The organism is Acinetobacter sp. UBA6571, from assembly GCF_002434085.1.
In the GTDB taxonomy this organism is placed as follows: domain Bacteria; phylum Pseudomonadota; class Gammaproteobacteria; order Pseudomonadales; family Moraxellaceae; genus Acinetobacter; species Acinetobacter radioresistens.
The window spans coordinates 33,708-57,817 of record NZ_DJJJ01000011.1 but is presented as its reverse complement, the minus strand read 5'-3'; the positions used below and the strand labels follow the sequence as shown (position 1 = coordinate 57,817).

The 24,110-nt window shown below is 42.1% G+C and carries 18 protein-coding genes and 1 pseudogene; 10 read left to right on the top strand and 9 right to left on the bottom strand.

Annotated features, from left to right (window positions below; translation table 11 throughout):
* The first annotated feature begins 1 nt into the window (after position 1).
* A pseudogene (htpG, locus tag B3X18_RS01955) lies at positions 2-1,924 on the top strand (molecular chaperone HtpG).
* Between the two features lie 352 nt (positions 1,925-2,276).
* On the opposite strand, the gene B3X18_RS01950 reads toward htpG, so the two are convergent.
* The 4 genes from B3X18_RS01950 to B3X18_RS01935 all read right to left on the bottom strand — a co-directional run bounded on the left by B3X18_RS01950 (position 2,277) and on the right by B3X18_RS01935 (position 5,880).
* Complete coding sequence (locus tag B3X18_RS01950; RefSeq protein ID WP_016801146.1) at positions 2,277-3,431, bottom strand: hypothetical protein; 1,155 nt, start codon at positions 3,429-3,431, stop codon at positions 2,277-2,279.
* Positions 3,432-3,686: 255 nt separating this feature from the next.
* On the bottom strand, positions 3,687-4,016 hold the full coding sequence (locus B3X18_RS01945) for a hypothetical protein (protein ID WP_017400654.1): 330 nt from the start codon (positions 4,014-4,016) through the stop codon (positions 3,687-3,689).
* 306 nt (positions 4,017-4,322) lie between these two features.
* Positions 4,323-4,544, bottom strand: a complete 222-nt coding sequence (locus B3X18_RS15210; protein WP_372410743.1) for a DUF456 domain-containing protein — start codon at positions 4,542-4,544, stop codon at positions 4,323-4,325.
* Positions 4,545-5,172: 628 nt separating this feature from the next.
* Complete coding sequence (locus B3X18_RS01935; protein ID WP_005023037.1) at positions 5,173-5,880, bottom strand: DsbA family oxidoreductase; 708 nt, start codon at positions 5,878-5,880, stop codon at positions 5,173-5,175.
* Between the two features lie 202 nt (positions 5,881-6,082).
* Between B3X18_RS01935 and B3X18_RS01930 the strand changes: the two genes are divergently transcribed.
* Positions 6,083-6,832 (top strand): hypothetical protein, encoded by a 750-nt coding sequence (locus B3X18_RS01930; protein ID WP_034688278.1) that lies wholly within the window; start codon positions 6,083-6,085, stop codon positions 6,830-6,832.
* A gap of 92 nt (positions 6,833-6,924) precedes the next feature.
* Here the strand turns inward: B3X18_RS01930 and B3X18_RS01925 are convergent, their stop codons facing one another.
* The 3 genes from B3X18_RS01925 to fadB form a co-directional block, all read right to left on the bottom strand.
* The gene (locus tag B3X18_RS01925; protein WP_414632241.1) at positions 6,925-7,773 is read right to left on the bottom strand and encodes a lipoprotein; all 849 of its coding nucleotides are present in this window, start codon (positions 7,771-7,773) and stop codon (positions 6,925-6,927) included.
* A 169-nt stretch (positions 7,774-7,942) separates the two neighbouring features.
* On the bottom strand, positions 7,943-9,115 hold the full coding sequence (gene fadA / locus B3X18_RS01920) for an acetyl-CoA C-acyltransferase FadA (protein WP_005017032.1): 1,173 nt from the start codon (positions 9,113-9,115) through the stop codon (positions 7,943-7,945).
* 12 nt (positions 9,116-9,127) lie between these two features.
* A complete protein-coding gene (fadB, locus tag B3X18_RS01915; RefSeq protein WP_017400658.1) occupies positions 9,128-11,278 on the bottom strand; it encodes a fatty acid oxidation complex subunit alpha FadB in 2,151 nt (716 codons plus the stop codon).
* 537 nt (positions 11,279-11,815) lie between these two features.
* Between fadB and lpxO the strand changes: the two genes are divergently transcribed.
* The 4 genes from lpxO to pgsA all read left to right on the top strand — a co-directional run bounded on the left by lpxO (position 11,816) and on the right by pgsA (position 16,629).
* A complete protein-coding gene (gene lpxO / locus B3X18_RS01910; RefSeq protein ID WP_005023047.1) occupies positions 11,816-12,730 on the top strand; it encodes a lipid A hydroxylase LpxO in 915 nt (304 codons plus the stop codon).
* Positions 12,731-13,230: 500 nt separating this feature from the next.
* On the top strand, positions 13,231-15,030 hold the full coding sequence (gene uvrC / locus B3X18_RS01905; protein ID WP_005023049.1) for an excinuclease ABC subunit UvrC: 1,800 nt from the start codon (positions 13,231-13,233) through the stop codon (positions 15,028-15,030).
* 107 nt (positions 15,031-15,137) lie between these two features.
* Entirely contained in the window at positions 15,138-15,935 is a 798-nt protein-coding gene (locus B3X18_RS01900) for an acyl-CoA thioesterase (protein ID WP_005023051.1), read from the top strand.
* A gap of 106 nt (positions 15,936-16,041) precedes the next feature.
* Positions 16,042-16,629 carry a CDP-diacylglycerol--glycerol-3-phosphate 3-phosphatidyltransferase gene (pgsA, locus tag B3X18_RS01895; protein WP_005017019.1) on the top strand — a complete coding sequence of 196 codons (588 nt, stop codon included), beginning with the start codon at positions 16,042-16,044 and terminating at the stop codon, positions 16,627-16,629.
* A gap of 69 nt (positions 16,630-16,698) precedes the next feature.
* Here the strand turns inward: pgsA and B3X18_RS01890 are convergent, their stop codons facing one another.
* Positions 16,699-18,501 carry an ABC transporter ATP-binding protein gene (locus B3X18_RS01890; protein ID WP_005017016.1) on the bottom strand — a complete coding sequence of 601 codons (1,803 nt, stop codon included), beginning with the start codon at positions 18,499-18,501 and terminating at the stop codon, positions 16,699-16,701.
* A 148-nt stretch (positions 18,502-18,649) separates the two neighbouring features.
* Here B3X18_RS01890 and B3X18_RS01885 point away from each other — a divergent pair, with 148 nt between their 5' ends.
* Entirely contained in the window at positions 18,650-19,264 is a 615-nt protein-coding gene (locus tag B3X18_RS01885) for an alpha-ketoglutarate-dependent dioxygenase AlkB family protein (protein ID WP_005017014.1), read from the top strand.
* Between the two features lie 227 nt (positions 19,265-19,491).
* Here the strand turns inward: B3X18_RS01885 and B3X18_RS01880 are convergent, their stop codons facing one another.
* Positions 19,492-20,262, bottom strand: a complete 771-nt coding sequence (locus B3X18_RS01880; RefSeq protein WP_005017013.1) for an IclR family transcriptional regulator — start codon at positions 20,260-20,262, stop codon at positions 19,492-19,494.
* Positions 20,263-20,721: 459 nt separating this feature from the next.
* Between B3X18_RS01880 and B3X18_RS01875 the strand changes: the two genes are divergently transcribed.
* The 3 genes from B3X18_RS01875 to B3X18_RS01865 are packed head-to-tail and all read left to right on the top strand — an operon-like array spanning position 20,722 to position 24,054.
* Positions 20,722-22,806, top strand: coding sequence for an FUSC family protein (locus tag B3X18_RS01875; RefSeq protein ID WP_005023056.1), 2,085 nt, complete (start codon positions 20,722-20,724; stop codon positions 22,804-22,806).
* Position 22,807: 1 nt separating this feature from the next.
* On the top strand, positions 22,808-23,014 hold the full coding sequence (locus B3X18_RS01870) for a DUF1656 domain-containing protein (RefSeq protein ID WP_286935085.1): 207 nt from the start codon (positions 22,808-22,810) through the stop codon (positions 23,012-23,014).
* 26 nt (positions 23,015-23,040) lie between these two features.
* A complete protein-coding gene (locus tag B3X18_RS01865) occupies positions 23,041-24,054 on the top strand; it encodes an HlyD family secretion protein (RefSeq protein WP_005023060.1) in 1,014 nt (337 codons plus the stop codon).
* Positions 24,055-24,110 lie beyond the last annotated feature (56 nt).

The window sequence follows — 24,110 nt, the reverse complement described above, 5'->3', positions numbered from 1 at the left end:
CATGAGTGAACAAAGCACATCACAAAACTATAGCATTCAGGCTGAAGTAGCCCAGTTATTACATCTGGTTACTCATTCTCTCTATTCCAATCCTGAAATTTTTCTTCGCGAACTGATCTCTAACGCATCAGATGCCTGTGACAAGTTGCGTTTTGAAAGTATCAACCATCCTGAATATTAGGAAAACGATCCAGATCTGCATGTACGTATCAGTTTGGATAAAGACAATAAAACCATAACCATTTCTGATAACGGTATCGGTCTGAGTCAGCAGGAAGCGATTGATAATCTGGGTACGATTGCCAAATCAGGTACGAAAGACTTTATGTCTAAACTGACAGGCGATCAAAAATCTGATGCTCAGCTGATTGGACAGTTCGGTGTCGGTTTTTATTCGGGTTTCATTGTAGCAGACAAGATTACAGTAGAATCGCGCCGTGCTGGTGCCGAAGCAAATGAAGGCGTACGCTGGATTAGCGGTGGTACTGGTGAATTTGAAGTTCAGCAAATTGAAAAAGTATCTCGCGGTACAGATATTATTCTGCATTTGCGTGAAGATGCGTTGCAGTATCTGGAAAGCTATAAAGTTAAACAGATTGTGAATAAATACTCTGACCATATCAGCCTGCCAATACAGATGCAAAAAGAAGTCTGGCAGGAAGAAGAAGCGACCGAAGGTGAAGAAGCCAAGGGTGGCAAGATGGTCAAAACTGATGAATGGGAAGTTATCAACTCAGCCAGCGCACTTTGGACCCGTAATAAAAACGAGATTACCGAAGAGCAATATATCGAATTTTATAAAAATTTAACGCATGACTTTGAAGCTCCTTTAGCATGGGCACATAACCGGGTTGAAGGCAGTACCGAATATACCCAGTTGTTATATGTACCGAGTAAAGCACCACATGATATTTTCACTCGTGAGGCCAAAGCTGGTATCAAGCTCTATGTAAAGCGTGTCTTTATTATGGACGATGCAGATAACCTGATTCCAAATTATCTGCGTTTTGTACAGGGCGTGGTAGATAGTGCTGACCTTCCATTAAACGTGAGTCGTGAATTGCTACAGGAAAGCCGTGATGTTAAAACCATCCGCGAAGGCAATGCGCGCCGTATTTTGACCATGCTTGATGCCTTGGCTAAATCTGAAGATGAAAAAGACCAGGAAAAATTTAAGCAGTTCTATACTGAGTTTGGTGCAGTGCTGAAAGAGGGCTTAGGAGAAGATTTCAGCAATCGTGAGCGTATTCTTAAACTATTACGCTATGCAACTTCAAACAATGATGAAATCACCACTTCTCTGACAGATTATAAAGCACGCATGAAGGATGGTCAGAAGGCAATTTATTATGTTACTGCCGATAGTCTAACTGCTGCCAAAAACTTACCTCAGCTGGAATTATTCAAAAAGAAAGGAATTGAAGTTCTGCTGATGTCTGAGCGTGTTGATGAATGGGCTATGAACTTTGTAAATGAGTTCGATGGTATGCCGATGCAGAATATCTCCAAAGGGGCAGTGGACTTGGGTGATCTTCAGGATGCAGAAGAGAAGAAAGCTCTTGAACAAGCACAGGAACAGCTTAAGCCGGTAGTAGAAAAGCTGAGTGGAGCCTTGAAAGATAAAACCAAAGAAGTCCGTGTAACTACGCGTCTGGTTGATTCACCGGCCTGTTTGGTTACAGCTGAAGGTGAGCTTTCTCCGCAACTTATTCGTATGCTGAAACAGGCTGGGCAGCCTATTCCAGAGAGCAAACCAATTCTGGAAATTAACCCTGAACATCCGCTGGTACAAAAGCTTGAAAATACTGAGCAGTTTGATGAATTGGCAAACGTAATCTTTGATCAGGCCATGATTGCAGAAGGGGGCTTACCGGAAGACCCGGCAGCCTATCTAAAACGTATCAACAGTTTATTACTGAAATAAAATTTTTATAAAAAAGCCTCCTTTGGGAGGCTTTTTTATATGGTGTGGTTATAAATCTATTTATAAACTTTCATTCAGCTTAGGCTTAAATAAATAATCTATAAAATCAATTCAAATTATAGAATTAATAGGGGTAATATAATTTTAGTGATTACCTTATCATCTTAGCCACACTAATATCTATTAATATGACTAAAAAACTAAACCTTTAAGTTCTATAAACTGGATATTTAAATAAGTTTCTATGAAGACTCATAATATTGGAATACACTCCTATATATAGCAGCGTATTATATTTAATGACTCCTGTAGACCTATACAATATCTTTCTACCTATTAATTTACTGTTAAATTAAAAAATTGCTTCCAGACGGACCAGTGTACTTAAGTAATGACTCCGGTCTTCACGTTGATCATTTTGATAATTCAGGTCTCCCTGTACATAGAACCATTCACGCCAAAGCGGTTGACGCCATGAAATAAAGGGCCCCCAACTGTTTAAACGCAGGTCGCTATTATTATAAAAACCGCCCGTATAAAGACCATAGTTAAAACGGTTTCCGGCAAAGAACTGGTGTTCGCGATAGGCCCGGTTGTCCCAAGTGAGGTCATCATCCTGTTCATCGGCATAGACCAGTGAAAACTGGTTAGCAAGCACAGGTTGCTCTGGACGGGCATGCACCAGTTCCAGATTGGTCCTTAAATAATTTTCACTGTCGATACCATAACGATAGATTTGTTCAGCATGGAAAGTAAAATCATTACGCAGTTGCCAATCACGTTCGGCCTTTATCCGCGCATAGATATCATCACCTGAGCGGATACCTAAGTCAGCATCAATTTCAAAGGGTAGGCGCTTGGCAAAATTCGACCAGCGTAAAGCAAGAGAAGAATTTTCTTCACGGGTACGACGCGTATCAAGAGATTTACCCGGCTCATTACGGTTTTCATTACTAATTGCGACATTATTACGAATCTCGTTATCAAGAGATTCATCACCAAATACAATGCTTAAACGTTTTTCCAAGGTGGGCAAATTAATTTTACCCCGAATACGCGGTTTAATTTCATAGCCATCATGTTTATCCCAGCGGTTATCAATTAAAATTCGTAGTGTTGCATCTGCTGGTTTGTTTGGATCTGTCTCACCAAACCAGTTATCAATTTTATTTGAAGATCTATCAGCCCAGTTGCGGATCTGACGTTGTTTGCGGTCGGCCCAACTTTTGTCTTCAGTTACCTCGGTTGGAGGCACAATAGGTTCATCAGACTGCTTGGGTAATAGAGTAGGCGTTTTATCTACCCATGATGGGATATAGTCCAGCCATTCTGGTCCCCGCTCTTCAACAGGCAAGTCAGGTTCATTATCCTGACTTTTATCGCCTAGATAATTGGCGTAGGGAAGAGTGGCTGTTTTAGTTTCAGCAAAGCTATATGCACTACCTAATGCCCCAGCCGCAAAGATTAGCCCTTGTAAAAATAAATTTAAAACCTTAAGTTTTTTCATTGTAAAATCATTATTGTTACATTTGTCGGCTAACACTTTTGTTGATTTGTCCTATAAATGCAAGATATAGCTACAAAATAAAAAAAAATCCTTTATTCTTTTAACGTTAGAGCATTTAGACTAATTTATATGTTATAGACTCTTAAATTAAGCCCATTTTATGAGCCTATAAGCTGGCAGTATAGAACGCTAAATCTAAAGACGCTTATAAAAAAAGAGCCAATAATATGGCTCTCTTTAAAAATTTTCTAATAACTAGACAGCAGACTTCTTAAACCATTGAAAAAAGCCTTTTCTAGGTGAGCTTTCAGCAATTGTTTTTTCTTTCATCTTTTCTAATTGTTCTTGAGCCGCAGCTCTCTGTTTTTCCTGTTCTGATTTGCTCAAAGGAGCTTGTGCTTCTTGCTTGGTACTTTCAACCGAAAGTTCAGATTTGGCCGCTGAACGGGGTTTATTCTGTAGTTGATTATCGGATACATTGCCTTCTGTTGTTATGGGCTGAGTATTCATAGCTTCGCCTGCAGCCAATACCTGTCCCGATACCATAATTATGGCAACAGCAACTACAGATTTCATAAAGCCCATGAAAAAATTCCTTCATTAAAAAAAACGGTCTGTATAAGAGTGACTATCTTAACAGTAAGGTTTATTTTAATACTTCATTATCTGAATTGCTGTTTTAAAAAGCTGCAACTTTATAAAAGTGTCTAAAAAACAGGCATTAATTACATTTGCTCTACAGATGCTGATGCTAACTATGTTCGCGTGGGAAGTTATATAAAAAACAAAATGCTCTGAAAATGGCTAACTAGATAAAAAGGACTCCTCATGGGGGTATGAGGAGTAGGAAAGAGATACAGCTGATTTTAAATTATTATTCAGTTTACAAAATTAAGAGTGAGATAGTTTCATCTTGCAGCGACGGTCATACATTTTACCTGCAATACCACCAATAATTGCACCACTAAATGTGCCAAATACAGGTAATACACTACCGGCTACAGCTCCAATCATTACACCTTTAACTGTAGGAGAAAAACGTGATTTTTTGCCTGCAGAGGTGTCATAGCCAGATTTGCCTTTACTATTTGTTTGACCACCAGCGTTATCCATCATATGAGTTACTTTATCTTTAACCATATTGGTTACACCACCATGCTCTGCTGCATCTTTATTGATCTTCTCTAGGCTATCTTGTGCCTTTTCTTTAATTTGATCTACTTTTTCCATGACATTGTTTATTACGCTTGAGTCTTGCTGATGGTCATGTTGTGTAGATGCATGAGTATTTGAAGTATTGCTATCATTTTTTGCAGTAGTCATATATTTTCCCTCATGTAAAAATAAAACAGGTTAGTCATCTATATTAAGGAAAATAGAAAATTTTAATGTTGAAGTGCTGTTATATTGACCTTGCTTTTAGTTAATAAAAAGTGTCTCTTGTAGCTATATTAAAGTTATTTTAAACTTTGGTAAGTAATATATGACTTATTGAAATCAGGATAAATTATAATTTAAATATATTTAAGTTTAAGTGGTTGTTTTAATATTAAAATAAATTTAAAAATTAGAAATTTAATTTGTATTATTAGATTTTAATCCACATTAGAAAATAAAAATTATTAAATATTATAAATATCTTAAGTATTTTTAATAATTTATTTTTAAAAGTCAGTAAAATAAATTAAATCTATAAAATTTTATTAATAAATCCCCAGCTTGTGGGGATTTATTAATAAAATTATTTTTGGTCAGGTATCTCACAGTTCTCATCGGTACAAACTACGCCATCTTCTGGCTGATTTATACTTGTTTCCTGCTGTGTCTTTAAAACCTGGTCAAAAACTTGTATGAACACATCACGTGGCTGTGCACCTGCCAGAGCAATACGCTGGTCAAACACAAAAAAAGGAACGCCCGTAACTTTAAGCTGTTCACGAGCCAGCTTCTCATCATGCTGCACAAAATCTGCGAAGGTATCAGTATCTAGTACATATTCGACTTCCGCTGCATCTAACCCGATCCGCGCTGCCACATCTTCTACTGTTTCGCGCTCGCCAATGGCTAAGCCCTGTGTCATATAAGTATAGAAAAATGCTTCTTCGGCCTGATTGCCTAAACCTTTACTCTGGGCCAGATGGATAATACGGTGAGCATCAAAGGTGTTACCTGAGTTGGCCTGTTTCCAGTTAAATTCAATTCCTTCTTCTGCGGCCATAGCAGCAATTTTTTGCTGCATTTCTTCCATTTCTTCAACTGTACGCCCGTATTTCTGGGCCAGACGCTCTGTATTGGACTGTTCATGCTTGACTGGTGCTTCTGGATCAAGCTCATAGCTATGCCAATAGACTTCAAGTTCGACTCCTGCCTGTTCAGCTGCCGACTCTAAACGTTTCTTTCCGATATAGCAGAAAGGACAGACTACATCTGACCAGATATCTACACGCATGCTGTTTCTCTTTTCTATGCTTCATTTCAAATGATAAGGGCGACATGAGCGCTTTTAAAGAGAGAGGCTGTAATAAAATGCAAGTCAGCCCGGATTCCTTCATTTTTTAAAATATAAAGAACTGTTTTTAGTCATAAAAGTCAAACAGTGCTATGTTCTGATACAGGTTAGTATAAAAATGAAGCGGTCACTGGAGCTAAATATGCCACGTATATTCTTGATTTTAGGTGTAGTGACCTTTGCGATATTTGCTCTATTATTTTATCAGTACTCAGCACAGCGTCAGGATGAGGTACAGGCACAGCAGTTTGAAACAGTGATGACTGAAAAAATGCAGCAGCTGTATCTTCAAGCTCAAGATTGGACCACCCCTATACATTTACAAACGAAAGACCAGCGTTTGTCCGGAGATTACCAGCTCATGGCTGATACTTTGCTCAGTTATTGGGTAAATAGTGCAGAGGCACGTAACCGTTATTTACGGGAACTGGAGAAATCTGACTGGGTTGATTTTTTGGATGTAGACCGGCTCGATAAAGACCGGAAACAGAATTATAAGGAAACTGAGCAAATGCTGGTGCAGGTTCGCAAGATTTCGCAGCAGTATCAGCAGCAAACCAGCCAGATTAAACAGCAGACTTTAGAAAAAGTAGAGCAGTTACCCATTCGTACTGATTTGCGTAAAGCTATGCTTACCAAGCTCGAACGTAGCCAGAAAAGTGACGAAGATCAGGCAATTTTTCAGTTAGAACTACAAATTCTAGAAAAAGCAGAAGCCATGTTTGAAATGCTGAAAAAGTACAAATGGGTCAAGCAAGGTGAAACAATTCTGTTTTATGAAGATGAGCAGGTAAAACAGTTCAACACTTTATATCAGGAAGTATTACAGCTTAATGCTGAAATCGAAAAGATTGAACAGAAAAATGTCGAAGCCCTGAAGCAAGAACTATAGCTTAAGAGCCTCGAAATCATGTTGTTTCTAGCTCGAATCATCCCTGTAGTGTTCAGGGATGATTCTTTTTTAGGGTTAAAATAAAAGGCGATTTATTTTTTCGCGACTGTAGCAGGGAAAAGTGGATCCAGGAAATTAGGCGCGACAAAATCCACTTGCTCTACTTTATAAAGTTTTCCAGCAAAGTTATTTTGTTGATGCCACACTATCTGATTTTTACTGAGATCTATCAGATTTAAAGAATAACGTTGACCTTCAACCGGCATTGAATAATAAATTAGTCCAGCGCCTGCTCCCATGGTTGCCAGTGATACGCCTGCACTCAAGGTCGCTTGTGAGAATTTACGCCCGAAAGACGGCTGAGCTCCGGAAATATTCACAACAAACATTTTATCTGCCTGAGTAAAGGTTTTAAGCGTACTTAAATCTTCAGCAGATAAATCCAGATTGACTGGTTGAAAAGTATTCTGGTTGGGTGAAACAGTGGTTTTATTCAATTTTTCAAACAGACGTAAAAGGGTGTCTTGTTGAGATAGATTGGGCGTAGTGTGATTTAAAGCGTTAAGCACAGGAAACTGATTAATTTCCTGCCGTTTATCCTTTGGATGTAAACGGATGTCATACCCTATTATCTGTTTCTTTGGCATAAAACCGCAAATGAAGGGTGCTGATTTCACAGTTGTATTAACCGAAACTTCTTTTAATTGCTGGGCAAGAGCCTCATTAAAGCCTAGGGCCAGTTGAGCACTTTCTTGTCCAATAATGTGAGAAGTCCCTAACTCTGCACGCAATAAACAGCTATCAGTTAAAATTGCTACAGAAGATTGTCGGAGCTCATTTTGTTGACGGTCTAAAGCGCTACGTGTTTCGGGTTTAATCGCCATAGTATTACAACCTGTAAGTACTACAGCACAGCTTAAGCTGAATAAAATTTTTCTCATTTGAGAAATATAAGATTAATTGTGAAAGAAAAATGTGCAATAAGTTATTATTCGTCACATTGAGTATTGATATTGACTATTTTTTGTTGCAGAGCCAAGTTTTTTATTAAAAAAATTGTAAAAAAACCCTGCATTGAGCAGAGTTTCTTTAAGTTTAGTATTTTAAGAATTAAACACGTTCGATAATGGTAGCAATACCCTGACCTAAACCGATACACATGGTCGCAAGACCGATTTGTGTATCTTGCTGTTCCATAATGTTCAGCAGAGAAGTGGTAATACGCGCACCAGAACAGCCCAGTGGATGTCCTAACGCAATTGCGCCACCACTTAAGTTTACGATGTCTTGTTTGTCATAAAGGCCTAAACCTTTCAGTACAGACAGACCTTGTGCGGCAAATGCTTCATTTAGCTCAACTGTCTGCATGTCAGCAATCGAGAGACCAGCACGTTTTAGTGCTTTCTGGGTTGCTGGAACCGGGCCATAACCCATGATCGCAGCATCACAGCCTGCAACTGCCATAGAGCGAATTACGGCACGTGGTTTCAGGCCGAGAGACTGAGCTCGTTCAGCAGACATCAGTAACATGGCAGATGCGCCATCAGACAATGCAGAAGAGGTTGCAGCAGTGACTGTACCGCCTTTAGGGTCGAATACTGGGCGTAAAGCACGGAAAGATTCAATATTGGCATCCGGACGGATTACTTCATCGATATCACACAATACTTTATAACCGTCAGCATTATGACCTTCAATACCCACAATCTCGTTCTGGAACAGACCATTTTCAGTCGCAGCCCAAGCACGACGGTGTGATTCCACACCAAAGGCATCCTGTTCTTCACGGGTAATGCCGTTCATACGACCCAGCATTTCAGCAGTCAGACCCATCATATTAGATGCTTTAGCATAATGCTTGGAAGCAGCCGGGTTCAGGTCGATACCGTGCATCATGCCTACATGGCCCATATGCTCTACACCACCGATGATAAAAATATCACCTTGGTTGGTTGCAATCTGTGCAGCTGCTGTATGAATGGCTTGCATGGAAGAACCACAAAGACGGTTAACGGTTTGACCGGCAACAGTTTTTGGAAGGTCTGCCAGCAAAGCAATATTACGGGCAATGTTCATACCTTGTTCAAGGGTCTGGTTTACACAGCCCCAGATCACGTCTTCAACTTCATTCGGGTCGAATTCGTTACGTACCATTAGTGCACGGATAAGTTCAGCAGACATGGTGTCGGCACGTACATTGCGGAACATACCGTTTTTCGATTTGCCCATGGCTGTACGTACACCATCAACAATCACAACGTCACGTGGATTTAAAGTAGCCATTCACGTCACTCCTTAACCGTAGAATTTTTTATTGTTAGCTGCCATGTCACGCAACATTTGTGGCGCTTCATAAGCTTTACCTAGGTGCGCATATTTATCGCAAAGCGCTACATATTCAGCAACACCGGTCTGATCAATGTAACGGCATGGGCCACCACGGAATGGAGGGAAGCCTACACCCATGATCATCGCCATGTCTGCTTCAGCAGGAGTAGCCACAATATTGTCTTCCAGGCAACGAACTGTTTCATTACAGAAAGCCAGCATCATGCGGTCAATGATTTCCTGAGGATCAAATTCACGTTTTTCATCTGATATTACCGGAGCAATGACATCATAGGCAGTCGGGTCAACAGTTTTGGCTTTCTTGCCTTTACGGTCGAGCTCATATTTATAGAAACCGACATCATTTTTCTGACCCAGGCGTTTTGCTTCATACATGGTCTGGATAGAACCTTTGTAATCTGGCTTCATACGGTCAGGGAAACCTTCAGCCATGACTTCTGCACCATGTACGCCGGTATCGATACCCACAACATCCATCAGATAAGCAGGACCCATTGGCCAGCCAAATTTTTCCATGACTTTATCGATTTGCTGGAAGTCAGCACCATCTTTAAGTAACAGGTCAAATGCACCGAAGTAAGGGAATAATACACGGTTAACCAGGAAGCCCGGACAGTCGTTAACAACAATCGGAGTTTTACCCATTTTCTGGGCGAGAACTACTGTTGTTGCGATTGCTTCTTCAGATGTCTTTTCACCCCGGATGACTTCAACCAGCGGCATCATGTGTACCGGGTTAAAGAAGTGCATACCAACAAAGTTTTCCGGACGCTGTAAGGCTTTTGCCAGGCGCGTAATCGAAATTGTAGAAGTATTGGATGCAATAATTGTATTCTCACGTACCGATTTTTCAGTATCTGCCAGAACCGCTTCTTTAATTCTTGGGTTTTCAGTGACTGCTTCAATCACGATATCTACTTCTTTAAACTCTTCATAGCTTAAAGTCGGGCGAATACGTGCCAGGGTTTCACCCATTTGCGCAGGTTTCATTTTCTTGCGTTCAACCTGCTTGGTCAGCAGTTTGTTTGCCTCAGACATACCCAAGGCCAGTTGCGGGTTACCAATATCTTTCATGATAATTGGTGTACCTTTGCTTGCCGCTTGGTAAGCAATACCGCCACCCATGATCCCTGCACCCAGAACAGCTGCCTGATTTACAGGATGTGCACCTTTTTCATGCTGTTTAGAAGCTTTTTTCACAACCTGGTCATTTAAGAACAGACCAATAAGTGCTCCTGCTTGCGGAGTAATAGCTGCTTTGGCAAAACCTTCAGCTTCAGCTTTCAAAGCTTCGTCACGATGTAAGCTTGCACCTGCCTGCAAAGAATCCAATAGTAGTTTTGGAGCAGGATATTGAGCCGGATTAGCTTTAGCCAGTACCGCACCCTTGGCTGTATTAAACGCCATCATTTGCTCAAGTGGACTCAATTTTACAGGATCCAGCTTTTCCTGACGCTTGGTTTTCCAGTCCAGACGGCCATGAATAGCCTGCTTAACCAGATCAACTGCAGCATCTTTGAGCTTATCAGCTGACACAACAGCATCAACAGCACCGTCTTTTAGTGCAGCAGCCGGTTTTTTCGGTGCAGCAGTTGCCATCCATTCAACAGCGTTATCAATACCAATAACACGACTTAAACGAACTGTACCGCCAAAACCCGGGAAGATCCCCAGCTTGATTTCAGGTAAGCCCACCTGTGCTTGTTCTGACATGACACGGTAGTCACAGACCAGACACATTTCAAAACCGCCACCCAGTGCCATGCCATTAATAGCAGCCACTTTAGGAATGTCCAGGTCTTCAAAGCTGTTAAAAATTTCATGGACAGGCATCGCCCAATCAACAATTGCCTGCTCACCTTGTGCAAAGTTATCACCGAATTCAGTGATATCAGCACCAACGATAAATGTAGATTTGCCTGAAGTAACGATTAAACCCTGAATATCAGCAGCGGATACGGCGTCAATCGCAGCCTTGAAATCTTCAATCGTTGCACGGTTGAATTTGTTAACCGACTCACCTTGTAAGTCAAAGCGGAATTCTGCAATCCCGTCCTCAAGCATTTGGACGGTAATGGCATTGCCAGCGTGGATCATGCCCTGATCTCCTTTATTTTGGAGGACTTCTAAGTTGATGTAATGAAGCGTGTGTACATTTCCCGCACACATCGATGCTCCGCTAATCTTACGATAACTATATCTAAAAAGAACATAACAAGTTGTATCAAGCCGTGACGCAAGGGTCATCAATTTTAAAGGTCAATATTCTGGTTGTGATTCCAATAAGTAAATCTTTGATAGATTATTTGAAATAAGTCATTAATTATAATAATTATTATTTTAATCAGTTGATGTAAACTATTTATAGAAAACAAGAGAATATCTACCGTAATAGGCAGTTTAAATACTCAGGTTATGTTTTAGTAACCTGTTAAATTCAATTTTAAAATTTCTGAATGCACTGAAATTGTTATGTTTAGGAGTTGTTATTGATAATACATCATTAGATAGAGTTCTATTTTGGCTACCCTTTATCGTCTTTTTTATCAACATTTGATAAAATCGCCGCCATTTACAGAGCCATTGACCTGTCGAGCAGCTCTAATCTCTCTTTTTATGTTGCAGAGTAGCTATATGATTAAATGGATCGTATTGGCGATTTTTGTGATTTCAGCGTTATATATCCAAAATCGCGGTAAAGTGCGTCATTCGTTCTATCGTCAATTTTTTGACCATTCAACGCTTCTCGCACCGATTAATTTTTTAATGTACCTGTTTTCTAAGGTACCTAACCAGCCTTATATTGCTACCCAGCATTTTAAGGATTTGCAAACCTTGGACGAGCATTGGGAAATGATTCGGGATGAGGCCAGAGCCTTGTACCAGCAGGGCGGGATCAAGGCAGCCAGCAGTTATAACGATCTGGGTTTTAATTCGTTCTTTAAGACTGGATGGAAACGTTTTTACCTGAAATGGTATGATTCTAGCCATCCGTCTGCAGCAGAACTCTGTCCAAAAACCACGGCCCTATTAAAAACATTACCGACCATTAAAGCTGCCATGTTTACTGAGCTGGCCCCAGATAGCCGGTTAGTTCGACATCGCGACCCCTATGCTGGTTCATTACGCTATCATCTGGGTTTATTGACACCTAATGATGATCGCTGCTTTATTGATGTAGATGGTCAACGTTACTCATGGCGGGACGGGGAGAGTGTAGTTTTCGACGAAACCTATATCCATTATGCAGAGAACAAGACAGATGAAAACCGGATTATTCTGTTTTGCGATGTAGAGCGTCCATTAAAAACACGTTTGATGCAAAATTTTAATCATTGGTTTGGTAAAAAAGTGATGACTGCGGCCAGCTCGCCGAATGAGGCTGGCGACCAGACAGGCGGTTTAAATAAATTGTTTGCTTATGTCTACCAGATCAGGCTTAAAGCTAAAGCATTGAAAAAGACCAATCGCCAACTTTATTACGTTTTAAAATGGTTTTTAATGCTGGGTATTTTCTTCCTGATTTTTATCCGGCCATATATTACTTAAAAATTTAATGCCCTGCGGGGCATTTTTATATTCGAATGCTTTGATAAATCAGGCATAACTTAGCAGGATGTACATCAAAACAGATAGATCAATTTTGATAAAAATAGAATGTGCACTTTTAAAGGTGTTTTGAATCAGGACTAATGAACCCATTGCTATAAGTCGTAAGCTATTTTACTCTGTTTAATACAGTTTCCTGTTCTATAATTGATATTTCTGAAAATTAAATAAATTTAAAATATTCAGACCATTATTTGATAACTAATATTCAATTTTTTAAGTATAAACAAAACCGGCTAGCAAGATCAGGGATTAATATTTCTTCACAGGTGTTTTCTTAAATGACCAGCAAAATTTGATTTTTCAAATAATATATCTATACGTAATGAGTTTGATGTTAAAGGCTAGTGAATTTCTTTGAAAATTGTGAAGATGCTTGAAAAAGCCAGTAAAAGCATCACATCATGTGAAGAGCAAGATCTTGTCAATATAGGCCCCATGTGAACGAAAATGCACGCGAACATATAGAAAAAATTCTGGCAAACATGACCACTTTACCCGGGGTATACCGTATGTTGGGTAAAGATGGTGAACTCTTATATGTAGGAAAAGCCAAGAATTTAAAAAATCGTGTGTCGAGCTATTTTGTTAAAACTATCGAGCATCCCAAAACTCAGGCACTGGTGGCACGTATTTATGATATTCAGACTCTAATCACCCGGTCTGAAACAGAAGCCTTATTACTTGAACAAAACCTGATCAAGCTGCACCGTCCGCCGTACAATATCATGCTGCGTGATGATAAATCTTATGTCTATATTTTTGTGTCGAGTGACAAGCCTTATCCACGGGTAGCCAGTGGCCGGGGCAAGGGCAAGCATCAGGTTGGCAAGTTTTTTGGACCCTATCCCAGTGCATATAGTGCTCGTGACACCTTAGTGGTACTGGAAAAGCTGTTTAATGTACGCCAGTGTGAAAACAGCTATTTTGCCCAGCGCAAACGGCCGTGTCTGCAATATCAGATTAAGCGTTGTTCTGCACCGTGCGTCGGACTGGTAAGTCCTGAGGATTATCAGGAAGATGTAAAGAATACCATTCGCTTTCTGCAAGGTGATACCAAAGAGCTGAATCAGGAACTGATTGCCAAAATGGAAGAGGCCGCAGAAAAGCTCGAATTTGAAAAGGCCGTATTTTATCGGGACCGTCTGGGACTGTTGCGCGAAGTACAGGCCCAGCAAGCAGTTTATAAGGTCAAGGGTGAAGCCGATATTCTGGCAATTGCCTATCAGGCCGGAGTAACCTGTGTCCAGATTATGCATGTGCGTAATGGCCGGATGTTAGGGGGTAAAAGCTATTTTCCCGACATGCAAAGTGATGACCTGGGACAGATGCTTAGTGACTTTATGGCTAACTTTTATTTTCAGGTAGCTGATGAGGTTCCGGCTGAGCTGATTGTAAATGTAGCCTTACCTAACACACAGGAACTTGAACAGGCTATTCAGACTGAATTTGGCAAGAAAGTACAGATCAAGCATAAAGTACGGGAAACCCGTGCCGAATGGCAGGAGCTTGCAGTCATGAACGTGCAGCATGCCATTAAGGGGCAGCTGAGCAACCATCTTGAACTGCATGAACGCTTTCACCAGCTAGAGCAGGTCATGGGCCGGCCAGTTGACCGAATTGAGTGTTTTGACATTTCGCATACTATGGGTGAAGCACCGATTGCCTCATGTGTTGTATTTGATCAGGGAGGAGCACGTAAACGTGACTACCGGCAGTTTGCCATTCAGGATATCACCGGGGGAGACGATTACGCAGCCATGCGGCAAGCTCTGACCCGGCGTTATAAAAAAAGTCTATTACCAGACTTGCTGCTGATTGACGGCGGTAAAGGCCAGTTACATATGGCAATGGAAGTCATGCAAGACTTGGGCCTGGATGCTTTCATGGTAGGTGTTTCTAAAGGTGAAGGACGTAAACCGGGACTAGAAACCCTGCACTTTACGGATGGCCGCAAGATTCAGCTCGCTGAAGACCATAAAGCATTGCATCTGATTCAGCAGGTACGTGATGAGGCACATCGTTTTGCCATAACCCGGCACCGTGCCAAGCGGGACAAACGCCGTGCAGGTTCGGTTCTAGAAGTCATACCTGGACTTGGTCCAAAGCGCCGGCGTGACTTGCTTACCCATTTTGGTGGGATTCAGGGTGTACTGAAGGCTTCAGAAAAAGAGTTAATGGTAGTTCCCGGTTTGGGTCCGGCACTGGCTCGAACGATTTATAAAATACTGCATGAATAATAGGCAAAAATTACCAAAGTAGAGGATGACTCCCGAGTCAGCAGCCATTCACAGCACTTAAAAAACTTGTCATGATGGCCCGAGCACAAGAATAATTGAGGCAAGGGATGTCATTAAAACAACTTTTTCAGGCTGTGACAGTTTCAGAAGAGATTGATATTCCAGCAGGCTGGTTACAGGGCCGGACCATTTATGGCGGACTGGTAGCGGGAATCCTGATGCACAAGGCTGTAGCAACTGTCAATGATCTGCAAAAACGGCTGTTGAGCACTAGTGTGACCTTTGTTGGCCCGGTACAGGAGAGTCGTGCCAGAATCACCGCTGAGGTGTTACGTGAAGGTAAATCCGTAACGACGGTAGAGGTAAGGTTATGGCAGAATGATGAAGTCCAAAGTATTCTGCTGGCCAGCTTTGGTGCTGAGCGCCCATCTGCAATTGAAGTCCATCAGGAGCGTCATGCTCCTGACTATCCGTTGCCTGAACAATTAAACTGTCTGCCTTATCGGGAGGGCTTCTTACCACTGTGTTATCAGCAGTTTGAACTGTGCTGGGCCGAAGGGCAGTTACCCTGTAGTGGCAGCAAAACTCCAGACTTTGGTGGCTGGTTCCGGTTTAAGCCCGAATTTCATGATAATAGCGAACTTGAGCTGGCTCATTTGTTGACCTTGATGGATATCTGGCCACCTGCTGTGATACCGCTCTTTAAACAGGTGGCTCCTGCCAGTTCCTTGACGTGGCATATCACTTTGGTACATCCGGTCCAGCATGAGTTGCATGACTGGTTTAAATATAAAGCTTTTACAGATTTTGCAGGGGACGGCTATTCAACCGAATATGCCCATATCTGGGATGCCGAAAATCGCCTGATTGCGATTTCCCGGCAGACTGTAACAGTGTTTGCCTAGTGACACTAAATATCATTTCGTATAAAGTGACCCTACTAAAAATGGATAAATCCTCAAAATTTTCTATTACATGATCATGTGGTAGGGGGAAACACTGGCGGTGTCTATGACTACAGGTCGTATCCTGAATATTCCGAACATCTTGACTTTGGCACGTATCGGATTGATTCCGGTATTTTTGCTGGTGGTTTACTGGCCACCTGCAATGCAGGTAAGTGGGCATGAAAGCAGTATGACCCGGCATATTATTTTGACTGCAATTTTTGTGCTTGCTGCAGTAACCGACTGGTTCGATGGCTATCTGGCCCGAACCTTGAATCAGACTTCAGCCTTTGGGCGCTTTCTTGACCCTGTGGCAGATAAACTGATGGTTGCAGCGGCACTGATTGTGCTGGTGCAATGGCAACCGACAATTTCAATGGCCTTTGCTGCGATTGTTATTATTTCTCGTGAGATTACAGTTTCCGCCTTACGTGAATGGATGGCAGAACTGGGAGCTCGGACCAGCGTAGCTGTTTCTACGGTGGGTAAGTACAAAACAGCATTTCAGATGATTGCGATTTCTGTATTTCTGCTGAACTGGCCGCCGCTTGAATTAATTGCTTATGCACTGCTTTATACCGCAGTGCTTTTAACCTTATGGTCAATGTTTATTTATCTAAAGGCCGCCTGGCCTTATTTAAAGCAGCCTTAACAGTGGCCCTATAAAAAATCCCCATGATACAGGGGATTTTTTATAACTTTCTTTAAGCCAATACAGGCCTTAACTGTGAGTTTCTTCCTCAGCCTCTTCACCAAAAGTCTTGGCAATTTTTTCAATATTTAGGCTTTTCGCCATGGCATTGAAAATTTCCTTATAAACTCCGTCCTGATGATAAAGTGCATCATGTTCGCCGTGCTCGACGATTCGTCCCTCTTTCATGACATACGTATAGTCGGCGTCAATGATCTGTGACAGGCTATGTGAAATAATGATAACCGTCCGTCCCTGCTTGATCTTGTCTAGGCTCTGCTTGATCTGCTCGGAAGCAATCGCGTCCAGACTTGCAGTGGGCTCATCCAGAAAAATAATCGGTGGATCTTTAAGGAACATCCGTGCCAAAGCAATGCGCTGCTGCTGACCACCAGAAAGCATCAGGGCATCCGTCTCATAGCTATGTTGCAACTGCATGATCTGCTCATGGATAGATGCTTTCCGTGCCGCTTCGATGACTTCATCCAGCGATGCATCAGTCTTACCATAACGAATATTTTCAAGAATTGAACCCTGAAAAATGTGGTTTTTTTGCAGCACTAGACCAATATGGTCACGCAGATAGGCCGTATCAATCTCTTCAATTGGAACTCCGTCGAGGTAGAGTTTACCTGAGGCTGGAAGATAAAATTTATCCAGCAGACTGATAAGAGTGGATTTTCCGGCACCAGACAGGCCTACCAGTGCAGTAATACGGTTGGGTTGAGTCTGCATATTTATATTCTTGAGAGCATGATGTCCATTTGGATAATAAAAATCGACATTTTCTAGCTCGAACTGGCCCTGAATAACCGGCTTGCGTGTACCGCTTGATTCAATTTCATCATCAGCCTCCAGAATCTGGAAAAAACTCTCTGAATAAATCATGGCATCATTAACTTCATCATAAATACGGTGCAACGAGCGAATAGGGGCAGAAACGTTATTGAAGAGTAGTACGTGATACATGATCATCCCTATACTCATCTGGCCGGACAGAACAAAATACGCAGTCAGAATAATGATCAGAACAATACCGATCTGTTCAATAAAGGTTTTCATGCCATCAAACAAAAAGCTGGTCTGACGGGTACGCATCTGGTTTTGGGTCAGTTCTTTTTGTAGCTTGAGCTGTTTCTCTGCTTCTATCGACTCGCGATTAAAAGATTTAATTACGGTAATTGAGTTAATAATACTCAAAATGCCCTGACTCTTTTTTTCTCTTCCATCGCGCAGGTTGCGCCGCCATCCTCCCAGCTTCTGGGCTTGTTTGTAGGTTAGCCAGAAATATACCGGCACGATACATAGGGCCACAAGTCCTACCCAGACATTGGCATAAAACATGAGACCAAGCGCGACAATTGCACTGGTAAATAGAGGCAAGATATCAATAAAAAAAATCTGTACCAGTCGGGTCAAAGACCCGATTCCGCGGTCAATTCGTGTCTGTAATTTGCCTGCCTGATTATTTTCCTGGTTAAAAAAGGCCAGCCGATAGGTCAAAAATTTTTCAATAATGCCTTGGGCCAAGTCTTGTGACACCAGAATTCTAAGTTTTTCACCATAAAATTTTTGGCCAAAGGAAACCAGTGCACTAATAATTTCCTTCCCCAGCAGAATTACACTAATGGTAACCAGAATATGCCAGCCTGCATTCAGTCCCTGACCAGCTTCGACCAGACGGTTAATACTGTCGACAGCATACTGCAAGGTCAGTGCATTGACCTGGGCCGTAAATGCACCGATTAGCGTCAAGCCCAGTGTTGCCATAACCAGCAGGCGGTACGGCCTGACAAAAGGGGAGATCTTTTTAAATAAATGCCATAAATTCATGCAGGTCGTTCTTGTTCTTAAGTTCTAAATTCAGTCTAAGGATTTAAATATACCGGCTCAACCCACCGCTCTGTGACAATTTGTGAATTGAGCAAAGTGATAAAACCATGTTTAAAATAAGTATTACCCTGATCTGACCGGAGCAGTAATGAACCTTGAGCTCTTTGCGGCCCAGCCCCGATCAAATCTGCTGCCTTATAACGGCTCTGTTAAAGATTATGGTCAGATACTGACCGAGACAGACGCAACAGCCTATCTGCAATATTTTCTACAACAGCTGGCCTGGCAGCATGATGAAGTTATCCTTTATGGCAAGCATATACGAACCAGCCGTATGATCGCCTGGTATGGTGATGAAAAATTTGAATACCGCTATTCAGGTATTACACGAAAAGGACATATATGGGATGACAGTCTCTGGAAACTTAAACAGTATATTGAAAAACTGACGGGCCAACAGTTTAACTCATGTCTGGCCAACTTGTACCAAGATGGCAGCCAAGGCATGGGCTGGCATAGTGATGATGAAAAAACTCTAGGTCAAAATCCGGTGATTGCTTCTGTCAGTCTGGGGGCAACCCGTAAATTCTGTTTTAGGCATAAAACCCAAAATGACAAGATAGAGGTCTTATTACAGCATGGGCAATTGCTGTTAATGCGCGATGAAACCCAGCATTTCTGGAAACATGCCTTAATGAAAAGCACTCGGGTACAGGAACCCCGTATTAATCTTACATTTCGGTATTTCTGGCCAGAGGGCTAAAAAGCAGGGCAGACCAGCAGAGACAATAAAATAAAACAGCCCATGTGTGGAGGACATGGGCTGTTTTATTCAGAGGAGCTGTTTTCGAAAAAACAGAACAGTAATGTCATGGAACACTTTTGGCAATTACTGAAGAACAAAATCATCATATGAGAATTTATTTAAAATTACAAGAAATCTCTTCGAGTAATTTATGTAAATTATCGTATAGATTATTACTTAATAGATCAGTTCCCTTCTTCTGAAATAACAGAAAATTTCTTCTCGATTTGTGCAGCATTTTCTTTCAATGTCTCAATCAGTTTACTGACGTTAATAAACTCAAAGCGGCTTCTTGAAGCCAGTACAGTTAATGCCATAGGCGCTTCTTTAGAAGAAAACCGGATGGGTACAGACAGACCGGATACCCGTGGGTCGAGCTCGCCCTGAGAAAAATAATAACCCTGTTTTTTAATTTTTTTCATCTGTTGTATAAAGCTTTCCAGGTCCTGCGCAAAGCCGACTTCAGAGAGCTGGGTAGCAAAGCGTTCATAATAATTATGGAGACGCTGTTTTGGCAGATGTGCCAAGATAACCTTGGGAGAAGACCCGACGTATACCGGACGTGGACAACCACGACCATAGGACAGCAGGTCGGTATTACGGAAAACCTCATGATGCACATCAATGCAGTAATCCTGATTAAGGTGAGTAAGCAGACAGCACAATTCGGTGCGTTCTGCAATTTCACTCATAAACGGACTGCTGGCCTGTACTACAGGATCAGTTGTACGTGAAATATAGTCCAGTACAGCAATTTTTGAACCCAGCGTATAATCACCTGATGTACCACTAATACGCTGCAGGATGTCTGAAGAAACCAGTTCCTTGAGGTAGCGATAACTGGTCGGTTTGGACAGGCCGAGTTCCTCACAGATAATGTCAACATTGATGACAGGCCGTGAAACTGAAAATAAATCAAGAACCGTCAGAATCTTGCCAAAACTAGAAAGTGCCATGTATACCTACTGTTGTCCAAAATCTTAATGATGAGCTATTACCTTTATAACAAATTGTAGAGACCGGTGAATATATTTTCAGGCTGGAAAACTTGGCCTATTAAAGTACGCTTAAGGAATAACTAGTAATCAAAATAATTTATTTATTATCATAATAAGATACTTTATTGACTATTTCGTGTTTATTTGAAAAAATACTCACATTAAGTATCTTATTTAGAAACTATCAAGATTAAAATAAGTGCTGTTTATTCTCTCCTTTTCTTTCGTCTGAAAGAAAACTTACCTGAACATTGATCCTGCTTTTAAAACGGGGATGTGTTGACTGCTGCAATATCTATATCAGGGCTTAAAAGCTAGGGCCCTGCCATGTGCGATATTTAGCAGGTCTAGGCAAGGGTAAGTTGTTGTTGACTTGGAAGTACGCCTTAAAACGGATTTCTATTTTCGAGATACCACATGCTATTTAAACAAATCTTGGCCTTTCGTCCGGGCCGGATGGAACTGACTTTTGCGCTTAAAACTTTTATTGCTGGCATGCTGGCTCTATTTGTATCTTTTCGTCTGGATCTGATTAACCCGATGTGGTCGATTGGTACAGTGATGATTATTGCCAGTCCATTCTCAGGCATGGTCTCTTCCAAATGTGTATACCGGCTTATCGGAACGGTTGCCGGGGCAATAATCGCATTGCTATTGACTCCACCCCTGATCAATACACCGTGGCTATTTTCTATTATACTGGCGCTATGGGTCGGTTTTGCACTTTATATTTCTCTTTTGGACCGTACACCGCGCAGTTATGTATTTATGCTGGCCGGTTATTCTACTGCCATGATCGTATGTAATGCGATTGGCTATATAGACAGCTATAACATCTTTGATCTGGCTTTGGCTCGGGTACTAGAAATTTCAATCGGGGTGATTGCCCATGCTGTGGTCTCAGCGACAGTTTTACCGATACATATTGGCTCGGTCATCAGGCAGCGTGTCACTAAACTTCTGAATGATACTGAAAACCTGTTTAGTAATTTATTGAAAAATCCGCATCCAGACCAGAACTATAGCGAACTGCTGGCTGGAATAACCCGTGACAGTAGTGATATTCATGCACTTGCTGTGCACTTGTCTTACGAGAAGGGTGAATTGCAGGGCATGACCAAACAGTTGCAGGAAATGCTGCATCAAATGTCCATGGTAATTGCCAATCTGGTCGCCATGTCGGAAAAGCGCGAACAGCTTCATCAACTTGATTTTAAAAAATCTGAGTATCTGGAAAAACTTCAGCAGCATGTGCTGAATTTTCTAAATCAAAAGCAGCCTGTAGCCGAGAGCCAACTGACTGAATTGCCTGCAGAGTTCGAGGCTGACTTCAATGAATTGCTGCGAGATGTTAACCCTGAACAATATATCGTTTTAAGCAGTATAAAAATGGACATCCGGCATTTTATTCATAATATCCGGACGGTTAAATTATTGTGGGGGCTGATTCAGGCAGGTGAGAAAAATATCCCTGAGAGTATTACTCCAATTACTACAACTTATCCGAGTTTACATCGTGATTATGGCGTGGCAGTGCGCGGAGGAGTCAGCGCTTTTCTGATTACACTGATCGTTTGTGCGCTCTGGATCCTTTCTGGCTGGCGCATGGGCTTCATGATGGCACAGATGGGGGCAGTAACAGCATGTATTTTGACAGCACTTGATAACCCGGTACCCGTGCTGCGTATCTTTATCTGGGGCAGTCTGGTTTCGGCTGGGCTGGTGTTTGTATATGCCTTTGGTATTTTTCCACATATTACGGCGTTTTGGGAGCTGGCACTGGTGCTTCTGCCCATGTTCCTGTTTTCTGTATCCATGATGGCCAATCCTTCTCTGATGCCAGTAGGAATGGTACTGGGTATTAATACCATGATGGGGCTAAATTTGCGTAATTCTTACAATATGGATGCAGTGACCTATTTTGACAGCTCTTTTGCCATGATTCTGGGTGTTCTGGTCTCACTGATTGTGATCTATTTTGTACGCGCCATGTCACCAGAAACCAGCGCAACACGAATACTGGCCCTGCATAGTAAAGCCATGCACCAAGCACTTGTATTGCCTTATGGTACCCAGTTCAGGATTCATCTTAGAAGTATGCTCGACCGAATCGGTGTACTGAATACCAAAATGGTTCAGTCATCTGAGATTCGTTCTTCGATTAATGCAGCACTGGTTGAATGTAGTGCGATTGTCGATTTAAGCCGGCTGCAGGAACTGGCAGGTCAGTTATCTGATCATGAGCTGCTGGTGAAACAGATTGCACAGCTGGGCCAGCAGCTCGAGCACTATTTTGAACTACGTGAGCAGGCAGGCTTGTGGAACGCTGTACCATCCACTGAACTTGTACGGCAGCTCCAAGAGTTACGTTTACTTGCCACAAATGTTGAAGATAATGAGCTGCGACTTCGACTGCTAATTTCACTGAACAATATCCAGTGCAGTATTTGCCATATCGGGATAAGCAATACACAACCACATTTTAATATGGCAGGAGCTTGAGATGGGTGAAGTCAATATTTATGGACTTTATGTTCCGATTCTGCTGATACAGGCGATTTTGGCTTACGGATTACTCAAGCTTACAGATGTATTTACCCATCGCTGGGTTACAAATGACTGGATTATGTGGCCAGGCATATTTCATCTTTGCTGGTATCTAGTGCTACTGCTCTGTATCCACTGGCTCTTTCTTTATTTTTCTGCTTGATTTTCTCTGGTGATAGGTTGACCGTGATGAACTCATTTGATGCGCGCAAGCTGCTTCGTCCCTTATCTCTGCTGCTGGTGGCGGCAGTTGCTCTCTATGCCATTATACATTTATGGAACTACTATAATGCTGCACCCTGGACCCGTGACGGTCGGGTGAAGGGTGATGTGATGCAGGTTTCTTCAGATGTTTCCGGACTGGTCACAGAAGTTCTGGTACAAGATAACCAGACGGTAAAAAAAGGTCAGGTCTTGTTTAAAATAGATGTCGCCCGTCAGGCGCTAGATGTTGAACAGGCTAAATCTGATCTGGCTAAAGCCAGGGCAGGGCTGGCCGAAGCTGAAGCTGCTCTAGCCCAGTCACATGCCAACTCAATCAAGTCTCAAGCCAATATCCGGCTGGCAGAGAAAAATGCACAGCGTTATGCCAGCCTAATGAATGGTGCAATTTCCAAGCAGGAACAAGACCAGATGTTCGCAGTGCGTGACCAGGCGCGTGCTGAGCATGAACAGATGCAGGCTGCTATTCAGCAGGCGCAGGCCACTATCCGTCAGCAGAAAGCATTGATTGAAGCTGCCACCAGCCAGGTACATCTGGCTGAACTCAACCTGCACCGCTCAGCAGTTATTGCACCGGCAGACGGCACTTTATCCAATTTCGATATGCGTCCTGGTAATTACGTGAAATCTGGACAGGCAGTGGCTGCCCTGGTCGACCGCCAGCAGCTCTATGTGGTCGGTTATTTTGAAGAGACCAAACTTGACAGAATACATGTGGGAGATAAAGCCACAGTACAGCTCATGGGAGATTCGGAAAAGATTTATGGTCATGTGCAGGGTATAGCAACAGGAATTGAGGACCGTGAGCGTGGCAACAGTTCTAACCTGCTGGCCAACGTCAACCCTACATTTAGCTGGGTGCGTCTGGCACAGCGGGTACCGGTCAAAATCATGATTGATAAATTGCCAGAAAACCGGTTAACCCTGGTATCAGGCCGTACCGCAACAGTACGAATCATTGAAGCCAAAGATCATATTTGACCGGTCTTGGCAAAAATCATTAAAAAGAAGAGTATTACTCTTCTTTTTTTATAGAA

Coding starts and splice junctions, on each gene's coding strand:
- B3X18_RS01890 (WP_005017016.1), bottom strand. CDS start 18,501: ATGAATTTATGGCATTTATTTAAAAAGATCTCCCCTTTTGTCAGGCCG.
- B3X18_RS01885 (WP_005017014.1), top strand. CDS start 18,650: ATGAACCTTGAGCTCTTTGCGGCCCAGCCCCGATCAAATCTGCTGCCT.
- B3X18_RS01875 (WP_005023056.1), top strand. CDS start 20,722: ATGCTATTTAAACAAATCTTGGCCTTTCGTCCGGGCCGGATGGAACTG.
- lpxO (WP_005023047.1), top strand. CDS start 11,816: ATGATTAAATGGATCGTATTGGCGATTTTTGTGATTTCAGCGTTATAT.
- B3X18_RS01900 (WP_005023051.1), top strand. CDS start 15,138: ATGTCATTAAAACAACTTTTTCAGGCTGTGACAGTTTCAGAAGAGATT.
- fadA (WP_005017032.1), bottom strand. CDS start 9,115: ATGGCTACTTTAAATCCACGTGACGTTGTGATTGTTGATGGTGTACGT.
- B3X18_RS01945 (WP_017400654.1), bottom strand. CDS start 4,016: ATGGGCTTTATGAAATCTGTAGTTGCTGTTGCCATAATTATGGTATCG.
- B3X18_RS01925 (WP_414632241.1), bottom strand. CDS start 7,773: ATGAGAAAAATTTTATTCAGCTTAAGCTGTGCTGTAGTACTTACAGGT.
- B3X18_RS01935 (WP_005023037.1), bottom strand. CDS start 5,880: ATGCGTGTAGATATCTGGTCAGATGTAGTCTGTCCTTTCTGCTATATC.
- B3X18_RS01930 (WP_034688278.1), top strand. CDS start 6,083: ATGCCACGTATATTCTTGATTTTAGGTGTAGTGACCTTTGCGATATTT.
- B3X18_RS15210 (WP_372410743.1), bottom strand. CDS start 4,544: ATGGATAACGCTGGTGGTCAAACAAATAGTAAAGGCAAATCTGGCTAT.
- fadB (WP_017400658.1), bottom strand. CDS start 11,278: ATGATCCACGCTGGCAATGCCATTACCGTCCAAATGCTTGAGGACGGG.
- B3X18_RS01880 (WP_005017013.1), bottom strand. CDS start 20,262: ATGGCACTTTCTAGTTTTGGCAAGATTCTGACGGTTCTTGATTTATTT.
- B3X18_RS01950 (WP_016801146.1), bottom strand. CDS start 3,431: ATGAAAAAACTTAAGGTTTTAAATTTATTTTTACAAGGGCTAATCTTT.
- B3X18_RS01865 (WP_005023060.1), top strand. CDS start 23,041: ATGAACTCATTTGATGCGCGCAAGCTGCTTCGTCCCTTATCTCTGCTG.
- B3X18_RS01870 (WP_286935085.1), top strand. CDS start 22,808: ATGGGTGAAGTCAATATTTATGGACTTTATGTTCCGATTCTGCTGATA.
- pgsA (WP_005017019.1), top strand. CDS start 16,042: ATGACTACAGGTCGTATCCTGAATATTCCGAACATCTTGACTTTGGCA.